The following is a 25,589-nucleotide window of genomic DNA, read 5'->3' as shown; positions in this document are numbered from 1 at the left end:
ATTTATTAATTATGTGCATTTGCATCAACTGTAAATGGGTTGATAGATGTATCACGTATCATGATGTTGAAAGTAATCATGGTGTTAATCATATTTGTGATCTACCTGATTTTAAAGCAAAAAAACCATACATTCATGTCAATATAGTTAAAGATAATGGTAATTATAAAACTGATTGGGATGTTCAATCTTGTGAAAGTTTTGAAAATGAATTTGGTAAATGGTCTAAGTGTAATCCAGGTATGGAAATACCTGCTTAGGGTAATTGATGACAAATAAACCCAGACAAAGAGAAAATTACCCTACATTAGTTATTCATAGTACAGACAATTCTTTTGGCTTTGGGTATAGAAAAAACAATAAAATTGAATCTGATAAATTATTTATCAAAAATTTTAATAATGACCTTTGCAACAACTTAATTAATGATCTTGACAAATTCATTTCTAAAGAAGATTTACAAAAAGTAAATAAGATATCTGTCAGCATAGGGCCAGCGAATTTTAATGCTTCACGACTTATTGTAGTTTTAGCAAGAACTATCTCACAACAAATAAATTGCCCTTTAGATAGTTTTAGTTCATTTGAAATAATTGCAAAAAGAATTGCATTAAAAAATAATATCTTTACAAACAAAAAATCATTCTGGATTTATAAAAAATTAAAACGAAAGGGTTTCATTGCAGGTAAATATGAAATTCGTCAGGACAAAAAAAATCCTAATGATATATTCATTCAGGAAACTGTTTTACCAAAAGTTATTGAAGAAATTAACAATAAAGAACTTTTTTTTGAGGCTATTTATGAAGATAAAGAAGATTTAAAAGAACTTTTAGATTTATCAAATAAAAGTTTATCTAAAACAAATTTAGATTCATGGCAAAAAGTTTTGCCTCTTTATCCGATATCCCCAATTAACTAAGTATTCATCCTATCAATTTATTAATTTTATCTTGGAGGCGCAATGTTACAGAATATAGATCTTCTCTTGATGAGCTTTGTGGAGGTTGAACAGGTTTTCCCACTTTAATAACTATTTTCGAAAATAAAGGAATAAAGAATTTAAATCTTATTAATCTATGTGAATTAACTATTGCAACAGGCAATAATAATTTTTGATTTTTAAAGGCTAATAATGCAGCCCCTTGCTTGGGCTTATTAACTCGACCATTTTTTTGACGAGTGCCGTCTATAAAAATTCCAATACAATTATCATTTGATAATTTTTTACATGCATTTTTAATTGCATTTTTATCAGCAATCCCCCTTTTTACAGGATATCCTCCACAAGCCTTGATAATAAAACCAAGAAAAGGAATTTTAAAAAGCTCTGCCTTGGCCATAAAAGATATATTACGTCCAAGAGCATGTCCTAAGAATGGAGGGTCAAGTAAAGAACCATGATTAGAAACCATTATAAAAGAATCTTTTTTAGGAATATTTTCTCTACCTATTAAATGACCTTTAAATACAAACTTATAAATAGGCAATACAAAAAGATTGCTAACTAATTCATAGATTAATTTTTGTAAAATATCATTTTTCATACAAATTAATAAGATATTTGATCGGAAGACGAAACTTGAGAAATTTTTACATCTTTTAGATGTCTTTTTGCTAAACCGCTAAGCACATTAGAAGGGCCAATTTCAACAATATGCAGATCACTATCATTTGCCATGATATCCATAGTTTCCCGCCACCTCACTCCATTACACATTTGCTTTTCTAATCTAATTTTAAGCTCCTTTGAATCACTACAAAGAGAGGGTTCATAATTGCTTATGACTGGAATAGAGGGATTGTTAAATTTAATCTTTTTTAAATACTCAGAAAATTTTGATGAAGGTTCATTCATAAATGGTGAATGAAATGCACCTGAAACATTTAATTTCAAGAATCTTTTACAAGAAATTTCTCTCGATAAATTATCTAATCCTTCAGTAGATCCTGATAAGACAACTTGGGAAGAGCTATTATCATTAGCAATTACAATATCATTATTTTTTTGTACTAATAAATCCAGTTGATTTCTATCAAAACCAATTACTGCTGCCATAGATCCTTTCCCGGCATTGACCATTAATTGAGACCTTTCTTTTATTAGTGAAACACAATCTTTGAATGAAAAAACATCCGCACAATACAATGCAGTGATTTCTCCTAGACTATGCCCAGCAACATAAGTTGGTTTAAATCCATTATCCTTTAATGCATCTAATAAGATCGATTCAACTAAAAACAGACAAATTTGTGTGTTTCTTGTATTGTTTAAATCCATAAGAGGATTTGTTGGTTCAGAATTTAACTCACAAATTTCAAATAAATTCCTCTCAAATATCTCAGATGCATAACCAAACCTCTCTTTTGCGTTAGACAAATTTTCGATTTGTTTTGCCATTCCAATTTTTTGCGAACCCTGTCCAGGAAATACCCATGCAACTGTCATAATGCTCCTTTTTTTTTAACCCCATTTAATGAGGGCTGCACCCCAACTTAACCCAGCGCCAAAACCACTTGTAGCAATAATATCATTTTGTTTAATTCTATTATTTCTTATAGCCTCATCCATCACTAGTGGAATTGTTGCTGCTGAAGTGTTGCCATATTTTCCTAAATTACTAAGAATTTTTTCTTTTTGAATTTTTAACCTGTCTCCTACAGAATCCAATATTCTTTGATTAGCTTGATGCAATACAAGCCAATCAACTTCATTCGAACTATAATTGGTTTTTTTTAATAACTTATCAAGAATTATTGGAACTTCTCTAACTGCAAATTTATAAACTTCCTGACCATTCATTTGAATTGAAGAAAAGCCTCCACTTAAAAAATCAACATTTTCAATTATTGAATCCTTATTATTTTTTGATGGAAGATTAAGAAATGAGCCCCTTACCCCATCAGTTTTCATATCAAAACCAATTAAATTATCAAATTCATTTGTAGCTTCAATTGCTAATGCACCCGCACCATCTCCAAAGAGAATACAACTTCTCCTATCATTCCAATCAACAAAGCTTGATAATTGATCTGCTCCTATAACAATAGCCCTTTTAAAACTGCCACCTTTTAAAAATTGTGAGGCTGTTATTAAAGCGAATAAAAAACCACTACATGCTGCAGTTAAATCGAAAGCTACAGCATTAGCTGCCCCTAATTTTGCTTGAATAGAAGGGGCTGAACCAAATAAATCATGGGGAGTAGAAGTGGCTAAGACAATCAAATCAATTGTTTTAATATCCCAATTAGCCATCTCAATCGCAGTAAGTGCCGCCTCATAACCCATCTCTGTGACATCATCCCCTATGCCAGAAATTCTTCTCTCAGAAATGCCGGTTCTTGATTTTATCCATTCATCACTTGTATCTACTTTTTGACTTATTTTTTGATTGGTTAATATTTGTTCAGGTACATAACTACCACTTCCTCTAAATGAGACTCCAATCTGGTTAAATTTTATTCCTTCCAAAAGAGTTTTTTAGTTACTTATATAAGTCAAACATAAATTAGACGCAATATGTTTTAAGAATTTAAAACTTGAAGCTTTTGAAGTTGATTTAAATTATCCATAACGTCATGACTCACTGCCGAGTGAGCCAAACGAAGAGCACTAACTACTGATAAAGACTTACTACTACCATGACCGATAACGCAAATGCCATTGACGCCAAGTAATAAAGCTCCACCATGTTCGGCATGATCTAACCTTTTTTTAATTCTTAGTAAATTACTTTTTAAAAAAGCTGAACCCACTTTCCCCCGCCTACCTCTTGGCAGCTCAGCTCTCAAAATATCCAATAATACACCTCCCACAGACTCAAGAAATTTTAACAATATATTACCTGTAAACCCATCACAAACTACTACATCAAAATTGCCTGAAAGTACGTCTCGACCTTCACAATTACCTCCAAAATTAAAATTTTTTTCATTAGATAGTAATTCAAATGTTTTTAGTGATAAATCATTACCTTTGCATTCTTCTTCTCCAATATTTAAAAGGCCAATTCTTGGTTCTTTTACTTGTAAAACATCTTTTGCATAAATATTACCTAGAAGAGCAAACTGATGTAGATAAGATGGTTTACAATCAGTATTTGCACCAACATCTAAAACTAATACAGGGCGAGTTTGATCTCTTGTTGGAAATAATGCTCCTATAGCAGGTCTATCAATGCCTTTCAATCTGCCGATTCTAAATATCGCAGAAGCCATCATAGCTCCTGAATTACCTGCTGAGTATACAGCTTGGGCTTTATTATTTCTTACTAAATCCATTGCAACATTTATACTTGCGTTTTTCTTTTTTCGAACTGCAGTAGCCTCCTCATTCATCCCAATTGGATTTCCACTATCAACTAATTCAAAACGATTATTTTCTATTTCTTTTTCAAGTAATTCTAGTAAACCAATTAGCTCTGCTGCATTTTTAACTTTTTCAATATTGCCAACAAATTTTATATTTATTGGAAATCTACTTATCGCCTCAAGACAACCCTCGAGAATTGGCCCAGGAGCATGATCTCCACCCATACCGTCAACTGCAATCCAAATTCTATTAGATTTCGAGTCTTGTTCCTTATTTAAAATGTTATCGCTATTTTGTAATCTTTTTAATGGGTCAAAAACTAGTGGCTGTAATGTATTTTTAGCCAATGAACTAGCATTTGAGACAACACTGCTTGCAGTATTAACAACTGATTCAGCGCTTGAAACTACATTTCCTGCTACATTACCCGCTACATTACTAGCAACATTGCTAGCTGTGCTTACAACAGATCCAGCACCAGAAACTACGTTACCAGCCACATTACTAGCTGTTGCTGCGGAACTAGTAGCAGAATCTACTATTGAAGTTACAGCAGAGTTTCTTTTATACCAAATAACTAATCTTCTGATAGCTCTGGGCTTATTAATTTTAGGTACATATTCTTTAGCCATTTATTTACCATCAAAAGGAGAAATATCGACGATCCTTTGAAAAAGATATCCTGTTCCTCTTGCTGTTAATATCAATTCAGGATTTGCAGGATCAGCCTCCAGTTTTGATCGTAATCTTGAGATGTGAACATCGACTACCCTTGTATCTACATGTCTCTCGGGTGTATATCCCCAAACCTCTTTTAAAATTTCTCCTCTACTAAATGGTTCTCCTGATCTACTTACTAAAAGCTCTAAGAGACTAAATTCCATACCAGTTAATCTAATTCTCTCATCACTTTTAAAAACTTGTCGACGGTTTGTATCAATTTTTATATCAGTAACCAAAATTAATCCTGAATTAGGCATTCCAGGAATTTGTTCTTTGTCAATTCTTCTTAGAACGCACCTAATTCTAGCTTCTAATTCCTTAGGACTAAATGGTTTTACTACATAATCATCAGCACCTAGTTCTAGGCCTGTTATCCTATCTGCAACATCTCCTAATGCAGTTAACATAACAATTGGTACATCAGAATCTTTCCGTAGTTCTTGGCAAACTCCATAACCGTCTAACTTTGGCATCATGACATCAAGTACTACTAGATCAGGTTCGTAATCCCTAAATAACTTTAGTGCTTCTTTACCATCACTTGCAGTTACAACCTTGTAGCCAATCATGGAGAGACGTGTCTCCAGAATTCTTCTAATACTCGCCTCGTCATCTGCGACAAGTATAGTTTCTTTAGTTTGACTAGATTGAGCCATTTGTTTCTATTAGCTAATCAGTAAGAGAATTTATTATTATCCTAATCTAACTTGTAGAGGGGCAATATCCCAAACATTCGAGTTCCATTATTTTATTCAGAAACTTAATGTCTAGCAAATTATCGACTTTTATTTGTCAGAATTGCGGATCTGAAACTTCTCAATATTTTGGTAGATGCCTTAATTGCAACTCATGGAATTCCATTGTTGAAGAAATAAAAAGTAAGAGATCTCAATATCAAGAAACAAAAGTTATAAAAAGTAGTAAAAAATCCATACCCTTTAATGAGATTTCATCAAAAAAAATAACAAGATTTACAACTGGTTTTAAGGAATTTGATCGAGTCCTTGGAGGTGGAATAGTACCTGGATCTGTTGTTTTATTAGGAGGAGAACCAGGTATTGGTAAAAGCACAATAGTTCTTCAATCAGCAGGAAAAATATCTCTCAGTGAGAAAGTTTTATATATAACTGCAGAAGAATCTTTAGAACAAGTAAAAATAAGATGGGAAAGATTAAATCAAACCAGTATTGATCTAAAAATTTTTGCAGAAACCAATTTATCCCTGATTATTGAAGAGATCAAACATGTAAATCCAAGTTTCGCAATTATTGATAGTATTCAGGCCATCCATAATAATGAGATGCAAAGTTCGCCAGGATCGGTTTCTCAAGTTAGAGCATGTTCATCTGAATTGCAAAATCTTGCAAAAGAAAATAATATTGCGCTTCTTATTATTGGTCATGTCACCAAAGATGGTGCTTTAGCTGGTCCTAAAACTCTTGAGCATTTAGTTGATACAGTAATAAACTTTGAAGGAGATAATATTTCCTCACATAGATTATTAAGAAGTATAAAAAATCGATTTGGATCTACCTTTGAAATTGGAATTTTTGAAATGCTTGAAGAAGGCTTACTAGAGATAAAAAACCCAAGTTCAATTTTTACAAATAAAGAAAATATTTCAGGTGTAACAACTACTATTACAAATCAAGGTAGTCGTCCATTAGCCGTTGATATACAAGCACTTGTAAATAAGACTTTCTACAGTAACCCAAGACGAACTACAACTGGAATTAACATAAATAGATTGCATCAAATTTTAGCTGTTATTGAAAAACATGTGGGCATTAAATTATCTGAATTTGATTGTTACATAGCTACTGGAGGAGGTTTTGAAATTAATGATCCGTCATCTGACTTAGGCGTAGCAATATCAATTTTATCAAGTTTGAAAAATATTCCTCCTTTGGCAAGTTGCTCATTTATTGGGGAATTGGGTCTAAGCGGTCAGGTTAGGAAATCGAATAACCTTCGAACAAAGATAGAAGAAGCTGTAAGACTAGGGATCAAAAATATCGTAGTTCCAAAATTAGAGGATAAACTAAATAATAATTTTCAGAATTTAATAAATATCAAAGAGATTTCCAATATTAAAGAAGCAGTTGATTATTCTTTATCAGAGTAAAATATTAGAGATACATATCGATTGAACTTCTTCCTGAGTTTTTCAACCAATTCTCAATATCTAGGTACCCTCCTGGATATAATCTAACTGCTTTAGACCAGACTTCAGCAGCTTTATCAAACCAAATATCTCTCTGATCTAAATCACCATTTTGCTCGGCATATCTTCCCCTTTTTTCATAAATTAAACCTATGTTTTTAAGACATGATGGCTGTTTAGGATTTTCTACTAATGCTTTTTCATAAGTTTCAATAGACAAATCTTCTTCACCATTGCTCATGTATATTATTGCCATATTTTTTAGAGTCTCACCCCTATCAATTTTATTTTCTTCAAGCAGTAAACTCTCTTTGTAATACTCTAATGCTTCCGAATAATCGCCATTATTTTGTGCAGCTAAGCCATCTCTATAATAGATATATGCCTTTTTTTCTTTCTCTGCAATAGGCATTATTTTTACTATTGATTCAGCAATTACAGTAAAAGCTTTATCAATAAAATTGTCTCTGTTTTGATTACTAGGCACTGCTCAAAAACTAATAAGAATAATATAATAATTTAAAAAATAACTATTTAAAAATCTATTACATTTATTATTATAGATAAAAAAGAGGCCAAGCATTAAATTGCTTCTATCGTGAAAAATATGGAGAAAATTCAATTAAGTATTACAGGAATGAAGTGCGGAGGTTGTGTTAGTACTGTTGAAAAAATATTGAATAATTCTGATGGTATTGAAAATGTTTCTGTGAACTTACTAACTGAGAGTGCATATTTTGAAATTTCTCAGAAACATATTGAAATAGAAACTGTCCTCGAAAATCTAAAAGAGAATGGTTTCCCATCAAAGATTTACATAAATGACTTTTCAAAAAAAATAAACAAAGCAGAATTAGAAAAAAAAAAGAGATGGAATAATCAATGGAAAAAACTAACTTTTGCCCTATTACTTTTATTATTTTCTGGATTAGGTCATCTAGCAGAAGGAAGATATGTAAATTTTCCAATATTAGGTAATATATTTTTTCATGCTTCAATCGCCACATTAGCTCTATTATTTCCTGGCAGAGAAATAATTTTTAATGGATTTAAATCATTTATTAAGAACCGTCCGGATATGGATTCTTTAGTAGCTCTTGGAGTAATTAGCGCATATACAACAAGTCTTCTATCCTTAATATTTCCTAAAACTGGTTTTCCTTGTTTTTTTAATGAACCAGTTATGCTTTTAGGTTTTATTCTGATTGGGCGTTTCTTAGAAGAAAGAGCAAGATACCAAACTGGTTCATCCATTGGAGAGTTATTAGACCTTCAACCTGAAATGGCAAATATATATACAGAAGATAATCAAATAAAGTCAATAAGAGTAAACACTTTAAGACCTAATCAAGAGATTCAAGTTTTAGCAGGAGACAGAGTACCTGCTGACTGCATTGTAACTCGAGGTAATTCATATGTTGATGTTTCTCATATTACTGGAGAGTCCAAACCTATCGAAGTAAAAGAAGGCGAAAATCTATCTACTGGATCTTTAAATCTTAATTCAACTCTTAGACTTAAAGTACAAAAGGTTGGAGGGGATTCTTCTCTTGCAAAACTAGTAAATCTCATTGAATCTGTAAACTCTAGAAAACCTCGAATTCAAAGAATTGCTGATGAAATTGCAGGCAAATTTACTTATTTTGTGCTTATATTTGCTACTTTAAATTTCTTCTTTTGGTGGAAGGGCGCAAGTAAGATTTGGCCTGATTTATTAAGTCATAATAATCAATTAATCACTCACTCAAGCCATACACTTCATAGTTCTCTTGGTAGTAATGCTGAGAATTTCCTGAGTTTAGCAATTCAATTGACAATTGCTGTTTTAGTAATAGCTTGTCCTTGTGCATTAGGTTTAGCTACCCCAACTGTAATAACTGTCGCATCAGGTAAAGCGGCAAAAAGAGGGGTTTTATTTAAAGGAGGAGACAAAATAGAGATGGCTTCAAAAATTAATCACATCATTTTTGATAAGACAGGTACTTTAACAAAAGGTAAGCTTTTCATTGTTGATTATAAAAATAATAATGATCATTCATTTTTATTAAGAATAGCTGCCAGTTTAGAAAGGGAAAGCAGACATCCAATAGCGGATGCCTTAATTCAAGAGGCAAAAAAACAAAATTTAAGTTTATTTCCAATAAAAAAAATTATCACCCATTCTGGTCGAGGTATTTCTGGAGAACTGGATTCAATTGAAGGGCTTATAAATATTGGAAGTATTGAATGGCTTCTAAGCAAAGGAATAATTATTGAAAGTGATGCAAAAAAAGTAATTGAAAATAAAGAGACAAAAACTAACACTATCATTGGAGTAAGTATCAAAGATAAGTTATTAGGCTTTATCTTGTTAGGAGATTTACTTAGAGATGATTCAATTAAAACAGTTCAAAATTTGAGAGAAAACAAATTTAAAATTAATATTTTAAGTGGAGATAGAAAACAAACTGTTTTAGCTTTGGCAAAAAAAATTGGTTGTCAAGAAACTGAAGTAAAATGGGATCTTCTTCCTGAAATGAAACTAAAAACTATAGAAAATTTAAAAATCAATAATAAAGTAGCAATGATTGGTGATGGTATTAATGATGTTCCAGCCTTAGCATCCTCAGATTTAGGAATTGCAGTGGGATCAGGGACTCAAATAGCAAAAGCAAATGCTGATGTAGTTTTGATGGGAGATCAACTAAATGGATTACCCTACGCCTTAAATCTTGCAAAAAAAACTATAAGAAAAATAAAGCAAAATCTAACATGGGCTTTTGGTTACAACTTACTTGCTATACCTTTGGCAGCAGGTATTTTGTTCCCTAAATACGGTATTCTTCTTACTCCCTCAATAGCAGCATTATTGATGGCTATTAGCTCTATTACAGTTGTAATTAATGCTTTATCTTTGGATTAAATGAAAGGAAAATTTATCGTTATTGAGGGTATCGATGGATGTGGTAAAACTACCCAAATCGATGAACTATCTAAATGGCTACCTAATAGTGGTTTAATAAAAAAAGGGTCTAAATTAATCACAACTAGAGAACCGGGAGGCAGTCTTTTAGGAAAAAAGCTTAGAGGACTTATTCTTGATAATAATGAGAATAACAAGCCTTCATCGCTTGCAGAATTATTGCTTTATTCAGCTGACAGGGCTGAACACGTTTCAAAAATCATTTCGCCCGCTTTAAAAAAAAATGATTGGGTTATTAGTGATAGATTTTCAGATTCCACCCTGGCTTATCAAGGTTATGGAAGAAACATAAATTTAGAAATAATTAAAAATATTGAATCTATTGTGTGTCAAGGAGCATATCCCGACCTAACTTTCTTCTTAGAAATTTCTCCAGAAGAGAGTATCTTACGAAGGAAAAATGAAATTCCAGATAGAATTGAATCAGAAGGTATCAGATTTTTAGAAAAAGTAAATGAAGGATTTAAATTAATTGCGAAAGAAAAAAACTGGAAAGTAATTTCTGCTTCACAAAATATTAAAAGTATTTCTAAACAAATCAAAGAGACTCTATTAGAGAAATTTTCTAATAACAAATGATTGAGTTAAAAAAAAATAATTTAATCTTTAATCAAGAAGTCAATGCATATCTTAAGAGCATAGTAAAAGAAAAATCATTTGCAAATGGTTATATATTTTATGGTGCTGAAGGAGTAGGAAAAAAACAAACCGCTCTTAAATTCATAAAAGATATTTTCCAACAATCTTCCCAAAGCAGAAATATTGATGAGATAATTACCAACAATAACCATCCTGATTTTCTAATTATCGAACCTAATTCTCTTTCGGACACAAAAAAATTAAAAAATTCCGATCTTGAAAAAACGACAAAAAGTGGATCTGAGATTATTAAAATTTCTCAAATACGAAATATCAAAACTTTTCTAGGTCAAAAATCAATAAACTCAGAAAAAAAAATAGTTTTAATTTTTGATGCACATCTTTTAAATGAACCAGCTTCAAATTGCCTTCTAAAAATCCTAGAAGAACCAAATAATGGAATATTCATTTTATTAACATCCAAATTAAACTTTCTCTTAGATACCATTATCTCAAGATGTCAAATAATTAGGTTTAGGTCCTTTTCTAGTAAACATATAAATTCTATTTTAAGAGATTATTTAGATCCTTCTACAGCTGCTATTGATAGAAAGTTCAAAATTAAAGATTTAGTAAAATCTGCAAATGGATCCCCTGGTCAATTATTGAAGAATATTGAAATTTTAAATACATTATCTGATGAAGTTATTAGTAAATTAGATTCTCCATTAAAAAATACTTTAGAAATTTTAGAGGTATCTAAATTTATAACTGAACAGTTAGAAATTTATCAACAAATTTTTTTGGTAAATTTCATTCAAATTATTTGGTGGAGAAAGACAAGAAATATTGATTTGATGAAAAAACTTGAAAAATTAAAATTTCACCTGAAAAAAAACATTCAACCAAGATTGTCTTGGGAGACTACTTTTTTAAACATTGCAGTGAAAGATATCTAAAATTTAATCTATTGCTGAATTTATTAAATTAGGTTTTTTTGATTGAATAAATTCTTGCTTAGCAATTTCAACTTGAGGACCTATCGGTAACTCGAGACAATATCCTGCTCCATATACAGTTTTAATATAAGTAGGTTTACGTGGATCAGGTTCTAACTTGGTTCGTAAGTGTCTTATATGGACTCTTATCGTCTCAATATCATCATCAGGTTCATATCCCCAAACTTCTTTAAGAATCAATGCAGGTGATACGGTTTGCCCATGTCTTTGTAAAAGACAATGCAATAATTCAAATTCAAGGTGAGTTAATCTAATAGGAGATTCAAACCAGATAGCTTCAAATCTTTCAGGAACAAGAGTTAAGGGTCCATAATTTAATATTTCTTGCTGATTACTTGAATTCAACTGAGCTCTGTTGGTTCTCCTTAGTAGAGCTTTTATACGCACATGTAATTCTTCTAAATCAAATGGTTTAGTAATGTAATCATCAGCCCCGGAATTAAATCCAGTAACTTTGTCTTTGAGACCACCCAATGCCGTTATCATCAAAATTGGTATGTTAGATGTTCTCTCGTCTCTTCTAAGTCTCTGACAAAGAGTTAATCCATCAACACTTGGAAGCATTAAATCTAACAATATTAAATCTGGTGCGTATTGAAGAGCTAATGCTTGACCTTTAATTCCGTCTTCAGCTTTTTGAACATCGAAGCCAGAATGTTCTAAATGCCTAGCAACTAAATCACGCATATCACGATCATCTTCAATTAAAAGGATGGAAATTTTCATATTTATATACTATTAAATTAAAATTAAATTTTTGGTAATACGATTCTCTCAAGAATTTATAAAGATTGCAGAATTAATGTAAACAATTTTATCAATTAGTTTTATCGATTTATTCAATAATAGCAAGGTATTAAAGAGAAATTACAAATTTTTAAAAACTTTAAATTTTACATTTTCTTTGGATTCTATTTACTTTTTCTTAATAATTAGAGGGGTATTAGAAGAAAATTAATGAATAATACCTAATCCTTATTGCAATAGTAAATTATTTCACAACTCAAAAAGATGGTGATTCTCGCTTTTCAAAGAAGATTAAACTGGGTTGAGCTTTTGATTTATTCTGAGTGTTTTAAGTAATAATTTTGTTTATATTAAAAAAAATTTAAGTATTTATGAAAAAGAAATCATTTATCTATTCTGATTTATCAAAAAAGCAACTAGAAAAACTTAAAGAATTTTACATTCAAAAAAAAGTAGACTCAATGAGTCATCAAGAGCTTAAACAATACGTACTAGAAATTATTTCTCATCAGATAAACGATACTATCGACAAAGAAGAAGAAATAGAAGCATGGAGAGAAATGTCAGATTTTTTTGGAGAGCAATTTGAAATAGTTATCCTAGAAATACAAACAAAATACATTGACGAGAAAAACGTTCCTGAAACAGAGATAGATTCTCAGAAAAAAAGAATAGAATTACTCAAGAATAATAATTTAGATCAAGACAAAACGGATATGTGGGATGATTAGAATTTCTGCAAAGTGTAATTTATACAGTACAAAAATTAACTTATTTTTATTATTTGAAGAATTTAGTGAATGTTCTAATTACTGTTACTGAAACATATAAAATTTATGTATATTAGTAGTAATTTAAGTTGTGATATATTTATTAAGTGTTCTATTTACTGTTATTAATAGTTAATTATTTTTTCAGATTATACATCGGCAAAACATTTTTTTGACAAAAAAGAGGTTTATAAATAAAACAAATAACCTTTTCAGGGGAATTTTCATACTTTTTGAAATGTATCAAATCCTCAGGCGGGATTATAAGAAACTTATCAAGAGCATTTATCACATATACTGAAGCACTAAATCCATAAAAATTTATAGAACAAACCCAAAGGAAAACCCATTTTTAATTTAGCAATGAAAATTCTTTTGGGTAAACAATAAACCACATAGTTTTTTCTAAAATTTTAGAGGTTATACTATTTCTTATTTTTTTATTTAAGTAACATTTGAATTATTTCTTAGCAAATAATTACATAGAAAAATTATTTAAGAAAAGCAATATTCCAAAAAAGAGATTTACCAAGTATTGCAATAGCAAAATAAGGATATTTTTTAACTAAGAAATGAGCAATAACTATAATTAATATATTTCATTGAGTAGTAGTTAAATGTTTAAAAGTGATGATTTGAATTCATACATTTCACATATTCCGCATTCAAAGTACATAACCCTATATTCCTGGGCGGTACTATTTTTCTCATTTCTACAGTCGCCTGTTTCATACATCTTTTCTCATCTAAAGGATATTCATCAAGCGTGTTTGCGAGACTAGTAGAAACTAGTAATAGCATCAGAAATTCAATCACCATATGGACTAGTAAAAGACTAGTAAAAGACTAGTAAAAGACTAGTAATGTTCTAGTCAAGATGTCCTATATTATAATTAGTTGTATATCCGTAATACCCTGAGAAGCTAGTAGCAGACATTAAAAAAGACCCTTGTGGGATCTTTGTTATGCTTTAAAAGATATATAACTCCCCGGGCGGGATTCGAACCTGCGACCAATCGATTAACAGTCGATCGCTCTACCGCTGAGCTACCGAGGAATATACAATGAATTTAGCTCTTTAAAGTACCTTATGACAAGTACAAGAATTAATTATATTGAAAATTTGATGGATCTTGCCAGCTAGATAAAAATCCATTTTTCAACTCTGCTACTGCATCAGCATAAGTTAATTCTTCATAACGATGAGTAATCCACAAAGCAGATAAAGGTTTTTTATGGTCATTTGTAAGATTTTTAATAGTTTTTAAAACTTTTATTTGGCTGGTTTGATCAAGTAAAGCAGTAGGCTCATCCAAAAGAATAAAATTTCTATTACTAATAAGAGAGCATGCAATAGTTAAACGTTGTTTTTGTCCACCACTTAGTGTATGAATTGGCCTTTTTTCAAAACCAGTCATTCCTACCTTATCAAGCACATATTCAATTTTTTTATTGATTTCATTTTGACTTAAATTATGATTAATATTAATTAGAAGTTCACTTCTGCAATTCGGCATCAATATTTGATGATCAGGATTTTGAAATACCATACCAATATTTCCTTTAGAATCAATAACTCCATTTTGGGGTTTGATTATTCCATTTATTAATTTTAAAAGAGTACTTTTTCCGCTACCGTTTTTACCTACGATCATCCAAAATCCAGGTTTCTTTATTGAAAAATTACATTTAAAAATTAAATGTTCTTTTTTCCCAGGATATGAAAAAAAAACATCTTTGAATTGAATCTGAGGTATTTCATTTTCAAGAGAATCTCGCATGAATTCTATTAATCTATGTTGAGAAAAAACCTGGCCTTTTAGCTCCTCCTGCTACTGAAGATTTTTCATATATCTGAACAGAAATGATTTCTTTAGCTCTGACTGCAATTAATTTATCTTGCACTTTGTCACACTTTAATTCAATCAAGTTTGAGGATTCTAAAGTTTCATTCATAGAATTTTTTATTTGATCATAAATTCGTTTAGCGTCATCAAATTCTTTCTTCTGTACTGAAAGTGGAAAAGGTGAATATCTCAGGCTGAGTTCCAACAAATACATAACTATTATAAAAACTACTTTTTATAATAGTAAATATTTCTGTGCAGAAAGTTATTTTAAATTAATTTCTTTTGAGAAAATTATATAAAAGATCTTTAAATACAATTACTATATAAGTGGATTATTTTATTTTGCAATTTAAAAAATCGTTTCATGGAAATAGCAAATGATATAACTTCTCTTGTTGGAAATACCCCTTTAGTTAAATTAAATCGAATCAGAAAGTATTTTAATTGTTATCCAGAAATAATAGCCAAACTTGAAAGTTTCAATCCATCAGCGTCCGTTAAGGATCGCATTGCTTATTCAATGTTATGTAAAGCTGAGAAAGAAGGATTCATAACACCAGAAAAAACAACGTTGATTGAGGCAACAAGTGGGAATACTGGCATCGCATTAGCAATGGTTGCTGCAGCAAAAGGCTACAAATTGATATTAACTATGCCCGATACAATGAGTATTGAGAGGAGAGCAATGTTGAGAGCATATGGAGCTGAATTACAGTTAACACCAGGGAAAGAAGGAATGAAAGGAGCTTTAGATTTAGCTAATGAGTTATCTTCAAGCATTGCTAATAGCTATCAATTTAATCAATTTGAAAACTTTGCCAATCCAGATATTCATGAAAAAACAACGGCTCAAGAAATATGGTCCCAATCCAATAACAATTTAGATGGGCTAGTTACAGGAGTAGGCACGGGAGGAACAATTACTGGTTGCGCTCGTTTTCTGAAGAAAGTTAATCCAAATTGCAAAATATATGCTGTAGAGCCCAAAAAAAGTGCTGTGATTTCTGGAGAAAAAGCAGGATCTCATTCAATTCAAGGTATAGGAGCAGGTTTCGTACCGAAAGTACTGAATACTAAATTAATTGATGAAATTATACAAATAGATGATGATGAAGCATTTTATTATGGGCGTTTATTAGCTAGATTAGAAGGCCTTTTATCTGGCATCAGCAGCGGTGCAGCTTTAGCAGCAACTATAAAAATCGGTGAGAGGAAAGAACTGATGAATAAAAGATTGATAGTTATTCTTCCAAGTTTTGGTGAAAGATATTTATCAACAGCAATGTTTGAATCGAATACCTCAATTCAAGCCAGGGCAGATGGTTATCTTTAAATCATAATTTATAAATATGGAAAAAAATTTATATGAGGAATTAGGACTCAAAAAAAATGCAACCAGAACCGAAATTAAGTCTTCATATCGTTCATTAGTTAAGCAACATCATCCTGATACAGGCGGAAAAAAAGAACGATTTCTTGCAATACAAAATGCCTGGGAGACTCTAAATGACCCCATCAAAAAAGAACAATATGATAGAAGTCTTTTCGCTTCCAGTTCATCATTTGATTCGTTAAATGAAAATTGGGAAGAGAAATTTAATTCAAAAAAATATAATTCGTCAATTAAAGATAAAGAAGTTGAAACATGGATTAAAGAAATTTATACTCCGATCAATAGATTAATTAGTCAAATAATTAAACCTTTGAACAACGAAATAAAAGAACTATCTGCAGATCCATATGATGACCAGCTAATGGAAAATTTTTGTATTTACATAAGTATTTCACAAAAAAAAATAGAAAAAGTTGAAAAAATTTATCACAAGCAAATAGTTCCTAAAACTATTTCAGCTTTAGGAATCGATCTTTATCATTGTTTTTCACAAGTTAAAGATGCACTCTCAGAATTTGATAGATATACCCAAGGATATGTTGATAATTATTTATTTGATGGTAGAGAAATGATTAAAGAAGCAAAAAGAATCCAATTTAAGATGTCTAAAGAGAAAAAAAATAAAAACTTTTAGATATAAAAATTTATTGAATATATTCTTTAAGTTGATCTAATTTCAACCAAACATCTGGGACAGGTCTGCGCCATCGAATCTGAGCATATTCGTCTTTGACTGAAAGAATCTCTCCAGGACCTTCAAAGACATAGTTAGGTAGATCATGATCACTAGCTAAAGCCTCGATACTTTTTATATAATTTTCTCTATCGACAAAAACTAAGCTTCCTTTCTTGAGAGGTTTCTTTGGAATAGAGTCTGTCATAATAAAAACAACAAAGTTATTTGAAATTTATTATACAAAAACTTGTTTAATAAATATTTAAAAAAATTGATAACGGAATAATAATTACAAACGTCTAAAAAATTTAATAGCCTTAAATGATAAACATCTTGAAAAATATGCGTCTTTTACTACTTGGCTGCACTGGATTTGTTGGAAAAGAATTGGTACCAACATTACTAAATAAAAATCATGAAATATACATTGTAAGTAGAAAACCCATAAGTAAGTTAAAGCTTAATTTAGATTTCAATAAATTTAAATTTTTTCAAATAGATTTATCAAAAGAAAAAAACTGGAATAATGAAAATCTTCTAAATATCTTAAGAGAGACAGATGGAATTATTAACTTAATGGGAGAACCCATAGCAGAAAAAAAATGGACTTCTGCACAAAAACAAGAAATTGAAAATAGTCGTATTAAAACTACGAAATTTATGATGAAGACCCTTAAGAATTTCAAAATCAACCCAAAAATCATTATAAATGGATCGGCAATAGGTTATTACGGTACAAGTTTGTCTGATGAATTTACTGAAAATAGTATTGGAGGAGAAGACTTTCTAGCTAATCTTTGCAAAAAATGGGAAGCGGTCGCAGCTGAAAAACCATTTTTCTCAAGGTTGGTTATTTTTAGAATTGGCATTGTTCTAGAGTCAGATGGAGGAGCATTAGGGAAAATGCTTCCTATATTTAAAGTTGGATTAGGTGGTCCAATTGGAGATGGTAAGCAATGGATGAGTTGGATTCACAGAAGTGATTTATGTGAATTAATAACTCAAGCATTAGTAGATAAAAAATATTCAGGAGTATTTAATGCTGTTGCACCCAATCCAATATTAATGAGAGAATTTTCTCAGACTTTAGGCAAATGTCTGAATAGACCTAATTTACTTCCAGTGCCAGGTGCGGTTTTAAAAATATTGTTAGGAGATGGAGCAAAAGTTGTATTAGAGGGGCAAAAAGTAATAAGCAGTAAACTTAAAAATTATGATTTTAAATATCCTCTTCTTGAGAAAGCAATCTACGCCTCCACCAAGAATTAATACCGTTTACTAAAGCACCAATGATAAGAATTGTTATTAATGGAACTATAAGAGGATTCCAAACTATCTGAATAAAATTAATGAAAACAAATATCCCATTTAATTGCATGATGATTGCAAAAATAAAAAATATTGCAAAAAAAATTACTGTAAATAAATTTATTAATAACAAATTATCAATTATTTGTTGTAACTTATTTTGATTATCTTCCTTAGTCATTATTTATAACAATATTCATATCATCAACCATCTTAAGACAAGCTTTGTTTTCACCTAGTCTTTGTTTCGCATTTTCATTACATGAGATCATAAACTTCTTGTTTAGCTTTATTAGATATATTACTTTTATGATCAATTTAATTGTCTGATTTATTTGATCATTCTTATCTTTATAATTACTGGCACAAAAAATATACTTTCCAAGCAAACGTCTTTGTGCTTCCGCAAAAGATTTTGTAAATTGTGGGCCTTTACCTTCAATTTGAATAACCGGCTTACCTAATCCAATCGCTTGCTCTGCTGCAGTTCCAGCCATACTAATACAGCATCTACTTTTCAATAATATTTTTTCAAAATTATTCCAATATATATTCACCTCTAATGTTTTATATTGGAATTTCAAGAGATCCTTCTCTGTTATTTTTTCTAATTTAAACCATCTTCTTTTTTTAAATATCTCCTTAATTTTTGCTGCAGATAAAGCATTAACTATTGCAAAATTAAATTCAATTTTTTGAAAATATCTTAAATCTGAAAGGTGCTCTAATACCTCTAAAATCAAAACAAAATTTTCTATTATTTCAGGGAATCTACTTCCTGGAAATAATCCAATACTAAATTCAGATTTCTTTAATTCTTTATTTCTGGCAAAAAACTTATCCATAAATGGATTTCCTAAAAAAGATACTTTCTTTTTTAATTGCAAAGTTAAATCATTAGCTGTCAGAGAATCTCTTGTGTAAATTTTTTTTGCCCTCTGTGAGAGCAAGAAAAATTTAGAAGGCCATGGTAATTTTAACTTCCCTTCATAATGACTGGAATAAGCAACTAAATATGTAAAAAAATCTTTCTTGCAAATCCATGCAAAAAAAACCGGTACAATATCTCCAACTACAAAAAAATAGTCATAATTTTTTCTTAGTTTATACGTTAAATATAATCTTCTTAAAAGATAAAGTATTTCTCCTCCAAAAATCTCACTTAATCTTCCCTTAAGAGAATTATAGCCAATTCCTCCAGTACTAAATTCTTTAGTTTTACCTATAATCTTAATCTTTTCTTTTTCGTAATTGTTTCCTTTGCCAACAATTGGCAAAGCATCAACAGAATAACCACTTTTTAGAAATTGCTTAGCTATTAAACTTCCAGATAAATCTTCTCCATGTCCATTACTTAATACTAAAATTTTAGACAATTTAAAAATCCAACCATTTTTTTACTTTGGTTAATTCAGGCCAATCAGGATATCTACTAAATCCATCCTCAACAGATTCTTTTAACTCACTTTTCACATCAGGCATCATCATAGACATTTTTTTTATTAACTCAATATGATCCCTAACACCTTTATTATTGGTGGCTAAAAGAGCTAAAGACAAATTCATTCTTGCTTGTGGGTCTTGCTGATTTAATCGAACAGCTTGTCTGGCAGCTGCCAAAGCTTCTTCATTATTTTTCAAAAGTAATTGAAGCCATGATAAACAAGTCCAGGCAGCAAAATGATTTGGTATTTGTTGTATAATTTTTTGAAAATCTTGAACGATTGGAATTAAATCTTGCCCAGCTTTATATCTTGATAGAGCTGCATTAAAATCCTCTTCGATGGGATTAATTTCGTTATTCATTATTAATTAAACAGCAAAGGAGCTTCCACACCCGCAAGTTTGAGAAGCATTAGGATTTACAAAATTAAAGCCACCGCCAATAAGTTCTTTACTAAAATCTAATTGCATTCCATAAATGTATAGGAGACTTTTAGGATCACAAACCACTTGGAATGTTTGATCAGCTTTTAATGAATAATCATAAACTTTATCATCGGGATCTATTTCATTACTCCCAATAAAATCCATCGTATAACTCATGCCACTACAACCACCTGATCGGACTCCTACCCTGAGTGCTTTTTTATCACTTTGGCCCTTTAATAAATTTGAAATTTGCTCTATGGCATCATTCGTAATTAAAATACCTTTCCCATCATCAGAATTCTTAATTTCCTGTTTAACTTCTACATTTTCCATAAACAAAGAATTTCTACTATTTATAATATAAAAACTTTATCGATAGGATGCATAGAACAAACATTATCCAAACTTGATTTGTTATAATTTTAATAAAAAGTGAAAATTGCAATAGTCGGTTCGGGATTAGCTGGTCTTACAGCTGCAGTCAATTTAGTTGATGAAGGTCATGAAGTAGAAATTTATGAGAGCAGGTCATTTTGGGGAGGCAAAGTAGGCAGTTGGGAAGATAAAGATGGCAACCATATAGAAATGGGTTTACATGTATTTTTTTATAATTATGCAAATCTGTTCAAATTAATGAAAAAAGTGGGAGCTTTAGATAATTTGCTCTCGAAAGATCATACTCATCTATTTATCAATAATGGTGGGAATTTGAAATCTTTAGATTTTAGATTCCCCTTGGGTGCTCCATTTAATGGACTAAAAGCTTTTTTTACCACCGAACAACTTACTTGGGTAGATAAGTTCAGAAATGCCTTAGCACTAGGAACAAGCCCAATAGTTAGAGGGTTGATAGACTATGAAGGAGCAATGAAAATAATAAGAGATTTAGATAGAATTAGTTTTAAAGAATGGTTTTTAAATCATGGCGGAAGTGAAAAAAGTTTAGAAAGAATGTGGGATCCTATTGCATATGCTTTAGGTTTTATTAATTGCAAAGATATATCAGCACGATGCATGCTAACTATCTTCATGATGTTTGCTTCAAAAACAGAAGCCTCAAAACTAAATCTTTTAAAAGGTTCTCCACATAAGTGGTTAACTCAACCTATTGTGGACTACATAACAAACAAAGGGGCAAAAATATATCTTAACCACAAGGTAGAAGAAATAATTCATGAAAAGGAATCTACTTCTTATTCAGTTAATCAGTTAAAAATATCTTCTCCAGAGGGAATTAAGGCAGTGTTTGCTGATAAATTTCTTGCTGCATGTGATGTTCCTGGAATAAAAAAAATAATTCCAAAAGAATGGTATCAATTTAAAGAATTTGAAGGTTTAAAAAAACTTAGAGCAGTTGCTGTCGCCACAATCCAATTGAGATACGACGGTTGGGTTACCGAATTACAAAAAGATAATACTGGAAACACACCAACTGGACTAGATAATCTTCTTTATTCTGCTGATGCCTCTTTCAGTTGTTTTGCGGATTTAGCACTTGCAAGTCCAGCAGACTACAGAAAAAAAGATATGGGATCACTCCTCCAATGTGTTTTAACTCCTGGGGATAGATGGATGGGAAGATCTACAGAAAGAATTACAAAAGAAATAGATAAAGAGGTTCGTCGTCTATTCCCATCCTCAAAAAACCTTAAATTGCTTTGGAGTAACGTAGTACAAATTCCACAATCACTTTATAGAGAATCTCCCGGTATGGAACCTTTCAGACCCGATCAAAAAACATCTATACCTAATTTCTTCATGGCTGGTAGTTACACAAAACAAGATTACATAGACTCTATGGAGGGAGCTACAATGAGTGGTCATTTAGCCGCTGCTGCAATTTTAGAGAAGAAAGCGGAATTAGCAAAAAATCTTGCAGTAAGTTGATTGATGGGTACTTGGCTAAAACATGACGTAATAACAGTTGTTAATGCACCTCTTGAAAATGTTTGGGATACATGGAGCGATTTAGACTCAATGTCCCTTTGGATGAGCTGGATTGAATCTGTAAAAACAGTTGATGAAGAAACTAATAAGCTACCAGATCTAACAGAATGGACTTTAGCTGCTAATGGCTTTAGGTTTAAATGGAAAGCTCAAATTACAGAAAGGGTCGAAAAAAGCAAACTTAAATGGAAATCTATAGGAGGTTTACCAACTGAGGGGTCAGTAGTTTTCGAAAGTAAAAGTAATCAAATCACAACGGTAAATTTAGCCATAACTTATGAGCTACCTAAAATGATTGCACGATTTATGGAAGAAAATATTTTAGGCAAAATGGTTACAAACGAATTACAGGCCAATATCGATAGGTTCAAAGATTTAGTTGAAAAAAACTATACAAAAAATTTTTCTAACTAAAAATATTAATTGCTTCATCAAGTAGCCCTTCAAAAGTATATTTTTGTGCCTGACTATCAACTCTTCCAAAAATCTTTTTACATATTTTTGTTGTCTGAGGTCCAATAGTTAATAACTTAATTTGATCAAAATACTCTAACCATTGTTTACCAAGTTTTTTTTCTAGTAAAAAAGCAGAATTTGATACGGTTTTACCGCTCGAGAAAATAATTGCATCAACTTCTCGCCTAGAAATAATATCAATTGTTTCTCCCGGAATTGAGTCAGGACACCTTGTTTCATATGCAGGAACCTCATATACACGTGAACCAGCCTTTCTAAATTGATCTGCAATTAGATCTCTACCACCTGTTTGAACTCTTGGTAAAAAGACTCGAAGTCCATAACCAGATACTGGGAAATTATCAATTAAACTTTCAGCAACAAATTCCGGAGGTATGAAATCAGCCTTAATACCAAAATCATCAAGAGTTTTTGAGGTTTTTTCTCCGACTACAGCGATTTTTGTTGTTTTAGAACACTCCTTTAATGAACTATTAAAATATTTAAGTCTTTTATCCACAAATTTAATCCCATTACTACTGGAAAAAATAATCCAATGAAAATCATTTATTTGATTTAATGCTTCATCAAGAGGATTCAAATCATCAGGTTCACCAATACTTATTGCAGGCAAATCAAATACATTAGCACCCTTGCTTGTAAATATCTTTTTTATATCCAATATCCCTTCTTTTGATCGAGTGATAATTATATTTCTTTGATCAAGGGGAAGATCAACTATTGGCATCCTTGTCCTCATTATTATTGTCTTGAGTTTTATTTTTTAATTCATCGAGAAGTTTCAATACGGATAATCCTTTATCAAGAATAACATCGTCTTTAAAAATTATCTCTGGAACTCTTCTCATCTCTATTCTTTTACCTAAACTATGTCTTATAAAACTTTTAGCAGTATTCAAATTTTCCACAATCTCTTTCTTCAATTTATCTTGAGCAGTTGAAGTTATATAAATTTTACAGTGTTGCAAATCTCCTGATAAATCAATCTTAGAAATATTGACGAAATGATCTCTAATAAGATCATTTTCCAAATCATTCTGCAAAATAAGGGTTATTTCTTTCTTCAAAAGAGAAGAAACTTTTGCAAGACGGTAATTTTTTGGCATTATGATTGTAAATTAATTGGGTTTGTCATTGCTTGCAAGACAAAATAAACGGTTATGAGGGCACTTAAGACAGAAGATATTAAACCTACTATTGTGAGTGGATTTGATCTATTCTTAAATAGAGGTTCAAGCAATGCAACAAGTCCCCCAACAATGATAGATATTAAATACTTGGGATATCTTGCAACATTAGAGAAAAATTCGCCCATCAGCTCCACAAATAGATTACTTTTTTAGCTAGGTTTTAACAAACATTAAACAGCATGATTACATTATATCAATTTAGGCATAGTGCTTTTTGTTTAAAAACAAGAATGGCTCTTCATGCAAAAAAACTACAATATCGAGTTGAAGAAGTAACACCAGGAATAGGTCAATTTGAAATCTTTAAATTATCAGGTCAAAAACAAGTCCCTGTGATAGTTGATAGTAATGATCAAATTATTCATGACTCATCAACTATTTGCGAATACATTGATAAAAAAAATGATAACAATCCACTTTTTCCAGAGGACCCAATATTATTTGCACAATGCAAACTAATTGAAGACTGGGCTGATACAACAATGGCTACAACTTGTAGAAAAACATTAATAAAATCTGCAATAGAAAATCCACAGCTAAGAACTGCACTACTTCCTGATGAAATACCTTCTTCATTTAAAAGTATTGTTGATAAATTACCTTTTGAAAATCTTAGTAAAATTTCTAATGTAGTTTTGTCTTCTAAAGATAATTTAGAACTCCAAAAATTACTGGAAGCTTTATCAAAATCCTTAATTAACAAAAAATATTTAGTAGGAGATAGTTTATCAATTGCAGATATTTCAATTGCTGCTCAATTATCTCTTCTTAAATTTCCAAAGTCTGCAGGACCAATTCTTTCAGGAGAGGGGAGCCAAGAATACATAAATAACCCTTATTTAGAAAATCTTTTTATGTGGAGGAACAATTTAGAAGAATATCTTTTTAGTGCTAACTCTCAATAAATTCAAACGTCAATTTATATTTATTTGTTTTTATAGCATGAATGGAAGGATCACCAACTTTTGAACCATAAGAAGCAACATATTGCACTCCACAAATTGATGGTTTGATTGAATTATCAACTTCCAATATTTCTTCGGAACATTTTTGAAATTTACTAATGGTTTCTACCTGATTAATCCTTGAAGCACCTGGCTTATGAGCTGTTTGTATAACTAGCTCATCTGCGAAAAAAATATCATCATCTTGTATCTGATTTCTCCCTGTAATTCTTGAATCGATGTAAAAATCATCTTTTAAATAAGTAATTTGATTATTAATAGATTGAGGATCATTTACAACTTTGATTAATGTGTCACCAAATATTGCTTTTCCAATAGATTCAGAATTTTTTGCACGATTCCCAACAATTAAATCTGAATCATTCTTAAAGAAATTTACTTTATAAATAACTGGCTCTTCTGAATCATTAACTATATCTTGAGAAGTAACAAGCCAATTCCCCTCGAACCATTTAGGATAAATTAAATCTTTAGAAATATCAGATAATTTAAAATTTGGCAAATATAATTCCGGCCATTGATTTTCACGATTTTCCAAAAACTCTCGTACGTTAGAATCTACTAAAGCAAAAGAATTTTCTAAAAAAATTACTTGAAAAATCAAGCAAAGAATTAATCCAAGAATAATCTTCATT

The 25,589-nt window shown here is 30.8% G+C and carries 31 protein-coding genes and 1 tRNA gene; 13 read left to right on the top strand and 19 right to left on the bottom strand.

The window, feature by feature from the left end:
* The first annotated feature begins 11 nt into the window (after positions 1-11).
* Both EV01_RS00045 and EV01_RS00050 read left to right on the top strand, forming a co-directional pair.
* Positions 12-260, top strand: coding sequence for a Ycf34 family protein (locus tag EV01_RS00045; RefSeq protein ID WP_032517245.1), 249 nt, complete (start codon positions 12-14; stop codon positions 258-260).
* Positions 261-268: 8 nt separating this feature from the next.
* Positions 269-922 carry a molecular chaperone gene (locus tag EV01_RS00050; RefSeq protein WP_032517244.1) on the top strand — a complete coding sequence of 218 codons (654 nt, stop codon included), beginning with the start codon at positions 269-271 and terminating at the stop codon, positions 920-922.
* 4 nt (positions 923-926) lie between these two features.
* On the opposite strand, the gene EV01_RS00055 is transcribed toward EV01_RS00050, so the two are convergent.
* Genes EV01_RS00055 through rpaB form a run of 5 tightly spaced genes read right to left on the bottom strand, consistent with a single transcriptional unit; the run spans position 927 to position 5,691 of the window.
* Entirely contained in the window at positions 927-1,547 is a 621-nt protein-coding gene (locus tag EV01_RS00055; RefSeq protein ID WP_032517242.1) for a lysophospholipid acyltransferase family protein, read from the bottom strand.
* Between the two features lie 5 nt (positions 1,548-1,552).
* Positions 1,553-2,449: an ACP S-malonyltransferase gene (gene fabD, locus EV01_RS00060; RefSeq protein ID WP_032518529.1), complete on the bottom strand. Its 897-nt coding sequence runs from the start codon at positions 2,447-2,449 to the stop codon at positions 1,553-1,555.
* A 15-nt stretch (positions 2,450-2,464) separates the two neighbouring features.
* A complete protein-coding gene (locus tag EV01_RS00065) occupies positions 2,465-3,472 on the bottom strand; it encodes a beta-ketoacyl-ACP synthase III (protein WP_032516774.1) in 1,008 nt (335 codons plus the stop codon).
* Between the two features lie 53 nt (positions 3,473-3,525).
* Entirely contained in the window at positions 3,526-4,944 is a 1,419-nt protein-coding gene (gene plsX / locus EV01_RS00070) for a phosphate acyltransferase PlsX (protein WP_032516775.1), read from the bottom strand.
* Positions 4,945-5,691: a response regulator transcription factor RpaB gene (rpaB, locus tag EV01_RS00075; protein WP_032516776.1), complete on the bottom strand. Its 747-nt coding sequence runs from the start codon at positions 5,689-5,691 to the stop codon at positions 4,945-4,947.
* Between the two features lie 107 nt (positions 5,692-5,798).
* On the opposite strand from rpaB, the gene radA reads away from it, so the two are divergent.
* Entirely contained in the window at positions 5,799-7,160 is a 1,362-nt protein-coding gene (gene radA, locus EV01_RS00080; RefSeq protein ID WP_032516777.1) for a DNA repair protein RadA, read from the top strand.
* 4 nt (positions 7,161-7,164) lie between these two features.
* Here radA and EV01_RS00085 read toward each other — a convergent pair whose 3' ends face one another.
* Positions 7,165-7,686 carry a photosystem I assembly protein Ycf3 gene (locus EV01_RS00085; protein ID WP_002805833.1) on the bottom strand — a complete coding sequence of 174 codons (522 nt, stop codon included), beginning with the start codon at positions 7,684-7,686 and terminating at the stop codon, positions 7,165-7,167.
* A gap of 120 nt (positions 7,687-7,806) precedes the next feature.
* On the opposite strand from EV01_RS00085, the gene EV01_RS00090 reads away from it, so the two are divergent.
* From EV01_RS00090 to EV01_RS00100, 3 genes are read left to right on the top strand one after another with little or no spacing between them, the layout of a single operon-like run.
* Entirely contained in the window at positions 7,807-10,101 is a 2,295-nt protein-coding gene (locus tag EV01_RS00090; RefSeq protein ID WP_032516778.1) for a heavy metal translocating P-type ATPase, read from the top strand.
* Positions 10,102-10,740, top strand: coding sequence for a dTMP kinase (gene tmk / locus EV01_RS00095; protein WP_032516779.1), 639 nt, complete (start codon positions 10,102-10,104; stop codon positions 10,738-10,740).
* The gene (locus EV01_RS00100; RefSeq protein WP_032516780.1) at positions 10,737-11,699 is read left to right on the top strand and encodes a DNA polymerase III subunit delta'; all 963 of its coding nucleotides are present in this window, start codon (positions 10,737-10,739) and stop codon (positions 11,697-11,699) included. The genes tmk and EV01_RS00100 overlap by 4 nt, the downstream gene beginning before the upstream one ends.
* 3 nt (positions 11,700-11,702) lie before the next feature.
* On the opposite strand, the gene EV01_RS00105 is transcribed toward EV01_RS00100, so the two are convergent.
* Complete coding sequence (locus tag EV01_RS00105; RefSeq protein ID WP_032516781.1) at positions 11,703-12,485, bottom strand: response regulator transcription factor; 783 nt, start codon at positions 12,483-12,485, stop codon at positions 11,703-11,705.
* A gap of 392 nt (positions 12,486-12,877) precedes the next feature.
* Between EV01_RS00105 and EV01_RS00110 the strand changes: the two genes are divergently transcribed.
* The gene (locus tag EV01_RS00110; protein WP_032516782.1) at positions 12,878-13,237 is read left to right on the top strand and encodes a DUF7326 family protein; all 360 of its coding nucleotides are present in this window, start codon (positions 12,878-12,880) and stop codon (positions 13,235-13,237) included.
* 1,024 nt (positions 13,238-14,261) lie between these two features.
* On the opposite strand, the gene EV01_RS00115 is transcribed toward EV01_RS00110, so the two are convergent.
* The 3 genes from EV01_RS00115 to EV01_RS0109255 all read right to left on the bottom strand — a co-directional run bounded on the left by EV01_RS00115 (position 14,262) and on the right by EV01_RS0109255 (position 15,337).
* Positions 14,262-14,333 (bottom strand) — tRNA-Asn (locus EV01_RS00115).
* A gap of 49 nt (positions 14,334-14,382) precedes the next feature.
* The gene (locus tag EV01_RS00120) at positions 14,383-15,057 is read right to left on the bottom strand and encodes an ABC transporter ATP-binding protein (protein ID WP_032516783.1); all 675 of its coding nucleotides are present in this window, start codon (positions 15,055-15,057) and stop codon (positions 14,383-14,385) included.
* Between the two features lie 13 nt (positions 15,058-15,070).
* A complete protein-coding gene (locus EV01_RS0109255; protein WP_032516784.1) occupies positions 15,071-15,337 on the bottom strand; it encodes a hypothetical protein in 267 nt (88 codons plus the stop codon).
* 153 nt (positions 15,338-15,490) lie between these two features.
* Here EV01_RS0109255 and cysK point away from each other — a divergent pair, with 153 nt between their 5' ends.
* Positions 15,491-16,459: a cysteine synthase A gene (gene cysK, locus EV01_RS00125; protein ID WP_032516785.1), complete on the top strand. Its 969-nt coding sequence runs from the start codon at positions 15,491-15,493 to the stop codon at positions 16,457-16,459.
* Between the two features lie 16 nt (positions 16,460-16,475).
* A complete protein-coding gene (locus EV01_RS00130) occupies positions 16,476-17,153 on the top strand; it encodes a J domain-containing protein (RefSeq protein WP_032516786.1) in 678 nt (225 codons plus the stop codon).
* Between the two features lie 10 nt (positions 17,154-17,163).
* Here the strand turns inward: EV01_RS00130 and EV01_RS00135 are convergent, their stop codons facing one another.
* Positions 17,164-17,400: an NAD(P)H-quinone oxidoreductase subunit O gene (locus EV01_RS00135; protein WP_032516787.1), complete on the bottom strand. Its 237-nt coding sequence runs from the start codon at positions 17,398-17,400 to the stop codon at positions 17,164-17,166.
* Positions 17,401-17,537: 137 nt separating this feature from the next.
* Here EV01_RS00135 and EV01_RS0109250 point away from each other — a divergent pair, with 137 nt between their 5' ends.
* Positions 17,538-18,464 (top strand): TIGR01777 family oxidoreductase, encoded by a 927-nt coding sequence (locus EV01_RS0109250; RefSeq protein ID WP_032516789.1) that lies wholly within the window; start codon positions 17,538-17,540, stop codon positions 18,462-18,464.
* On the opposite strand, the gene EV01_RS0109245 is transcribed toward EV01_RS0109250, so the two are convergent.
* The 4 genes from EV01_RS0109245 to EV01_RS00150 are packed head-to-tail and all read right to left on the bottom strand — an operon-like array spanning position 18,415 to position 20,708.
* Complete coding sequence (locus EV01_RS0109245; RefSeq protein ID WP_032516790.1) at positions 18,415-18,684, bottom strand: hypothetical protein; 270 nt, start codon at positions 18,682-18,684, stop codon at positions 18,415-18,417. The genes EV01_RS0109250 and EV01_RS0109245 overlap by 50 nt on opposite strands.
* On the bottom strand, positions 18,677-19,879 hold the full coding sequence (locus EV01_RS00140) for a lipid-A-disaccharide synthase-related protein (RefSeq protein ID WP_032518528.1): 1,203 nt from the start codon (positions 19,877-19,879) through the stop codon (positions 18,677-18,679). The genes EV01_RS0109245 and EV01_RS00140 overlap by 8 nt, the downstream gene beginning before the upstream one ends.
* Position 19,880: 1 nt before the next feature.
* Positions 19,881-20,309, bottom strand: a complete 429-nt coding sequence (locus EV01_RS00145; protein WP_032516792.1) for a tetratricopeptide repeat protein — start codon at positions 20,307-20,309, stop codon at positions 19,881-19,883.
* 6 nt (positions 20,310-20,315) lie between these two features.
* Positions 20,316-20,708, bottom strand: a complete 393-nt coding sequence (locus EV01_RS00150; RefSeq protein ID WP_032516793.1) for a HesB/IscA family protein — start codon at positions 20,706-20,708, stop codon at positions 20,316-20,318.
* 99 nt (positions 20,709-20,807) lie between these two features.
* Here EV01_RS00150 and zds point away from each other — a divergent pair, with 99 nt between their 5' ends.
* Positions 20,808-22,262 (top strand): 9,9'-di-cis-zeta-carotene desaturase, encoded by a 1,455-nt coding sequence (gene zds / locus EV01_RS00155; RefSeq protein ID WP_032516794.1) that lies wholly within the window; start codon positions 20,808-20,810, stop codon positions 22,260-22,262.
* Between the two features lie 3 nt (positions 22,263-22,265).
* Entirely contained in the window at positions 22,266-22,736 is a 471-nt protein-coding gene (locus tag EV01_RS00160; RefSeq protein ID WP_032516795.1) for an SRPBCC family protein, read from the top strand.
* Here the strand turns inward: EV01_RS00160 and EV01_RS00165 are convergent.
* The 3 genes from EV01_RS00165 to EV01_RS09450 are packed head-to-tail and all read right to left on the bottom strand — an operon-like array spanning position 22,729 to position 24,114.
* Complete coding sequence (locus tag EV01_RS00165; protein ID WP_032516796.1) at positions 22,729-23,526, bottom strand: uroporphyrinogen-III synthase; 798 nt, start codon at positions 23,524-23,526, stop codon at positions 22,729-22,731. The genes EV01_RS00160 and EV01_RS00165 overlap by 8 nt on opposite strands.
* Positions 23,513-23,905, bottom strand: coding sequence for a 30S ribosome-binding factor RbfA (rbfA, locus tag EV01_RS00170; protein ID WP_032516798.1), 393 nt, complete (start codon positions 23,903-23,905; stop codon positions 23,513-23,515). Before rbfA ends, EV01_RS00165 begins: the two co-directional genes overlap by 14 nt.
* Positions 23,905-24,114 (bottom strand): DUF751 family protein, encoded by a 210-nt coding sequence (locus EV01_RS09450; protein ID WP_032516799.1) that lies wholly within the window; start codon positions 24,112-24,114, stop codon positions 23,905-23,907. The genes rbfA and EV01_RS09450 overlap by 1 nt, the downstream gene beginning before the upstream one ends.
* A 54-nt stretch (positions 24,115-24,168) precedes the next feature.
* Between EV01_RS09450 and EV01_RS00175 the strand changes: the two genes are divergently transcribed.
* On the top strand, positions 24,169-24,894 hold the full coding sequence (locus EV01_RS00175) for a glutathione S-transferase family protein (protein WP_032516800.1): 726 nt from the start codon (positions 24,169-24,171) through the stop codon (positions 24,892-24,894).
* Here EV01_RS00175 and EV01_RS00180 read toward each other — a convergent pair.
* The gene (locus EV01_RS00180; RefSeq protein WP_080725737.1) at positions 24,881-25,588 is read right to left on the bottom strand and encodes a DUF6816 family protein; all 708 of its coding nucleotides are present in this window, start codon (positions 25,586-25,588) and stop codon (positions 24,881-24,883) included. The genes EV01_RS00175 and EV01_RS00180 overlap by 14 nt on opposite strands.
* Position 25,589 lies beyond the last annotated feature (1 nt).

Source organism: Prochlorococcus marinus str. MIT 9401, from assembly GCF_000760095.1.
GTDB lineage: Bacteria > Cyanobacteriota > Cyanobacteriia > PCC-6307 > Cyanobiaceae > Prochlorococcus_A > Prochlorococcus_A marinus_I.
The sequence above is the reverse complement of the archived record's forward strand: the minus strand, read 5'-3'. Positions and strand labels throughout refer to the sequence as shown.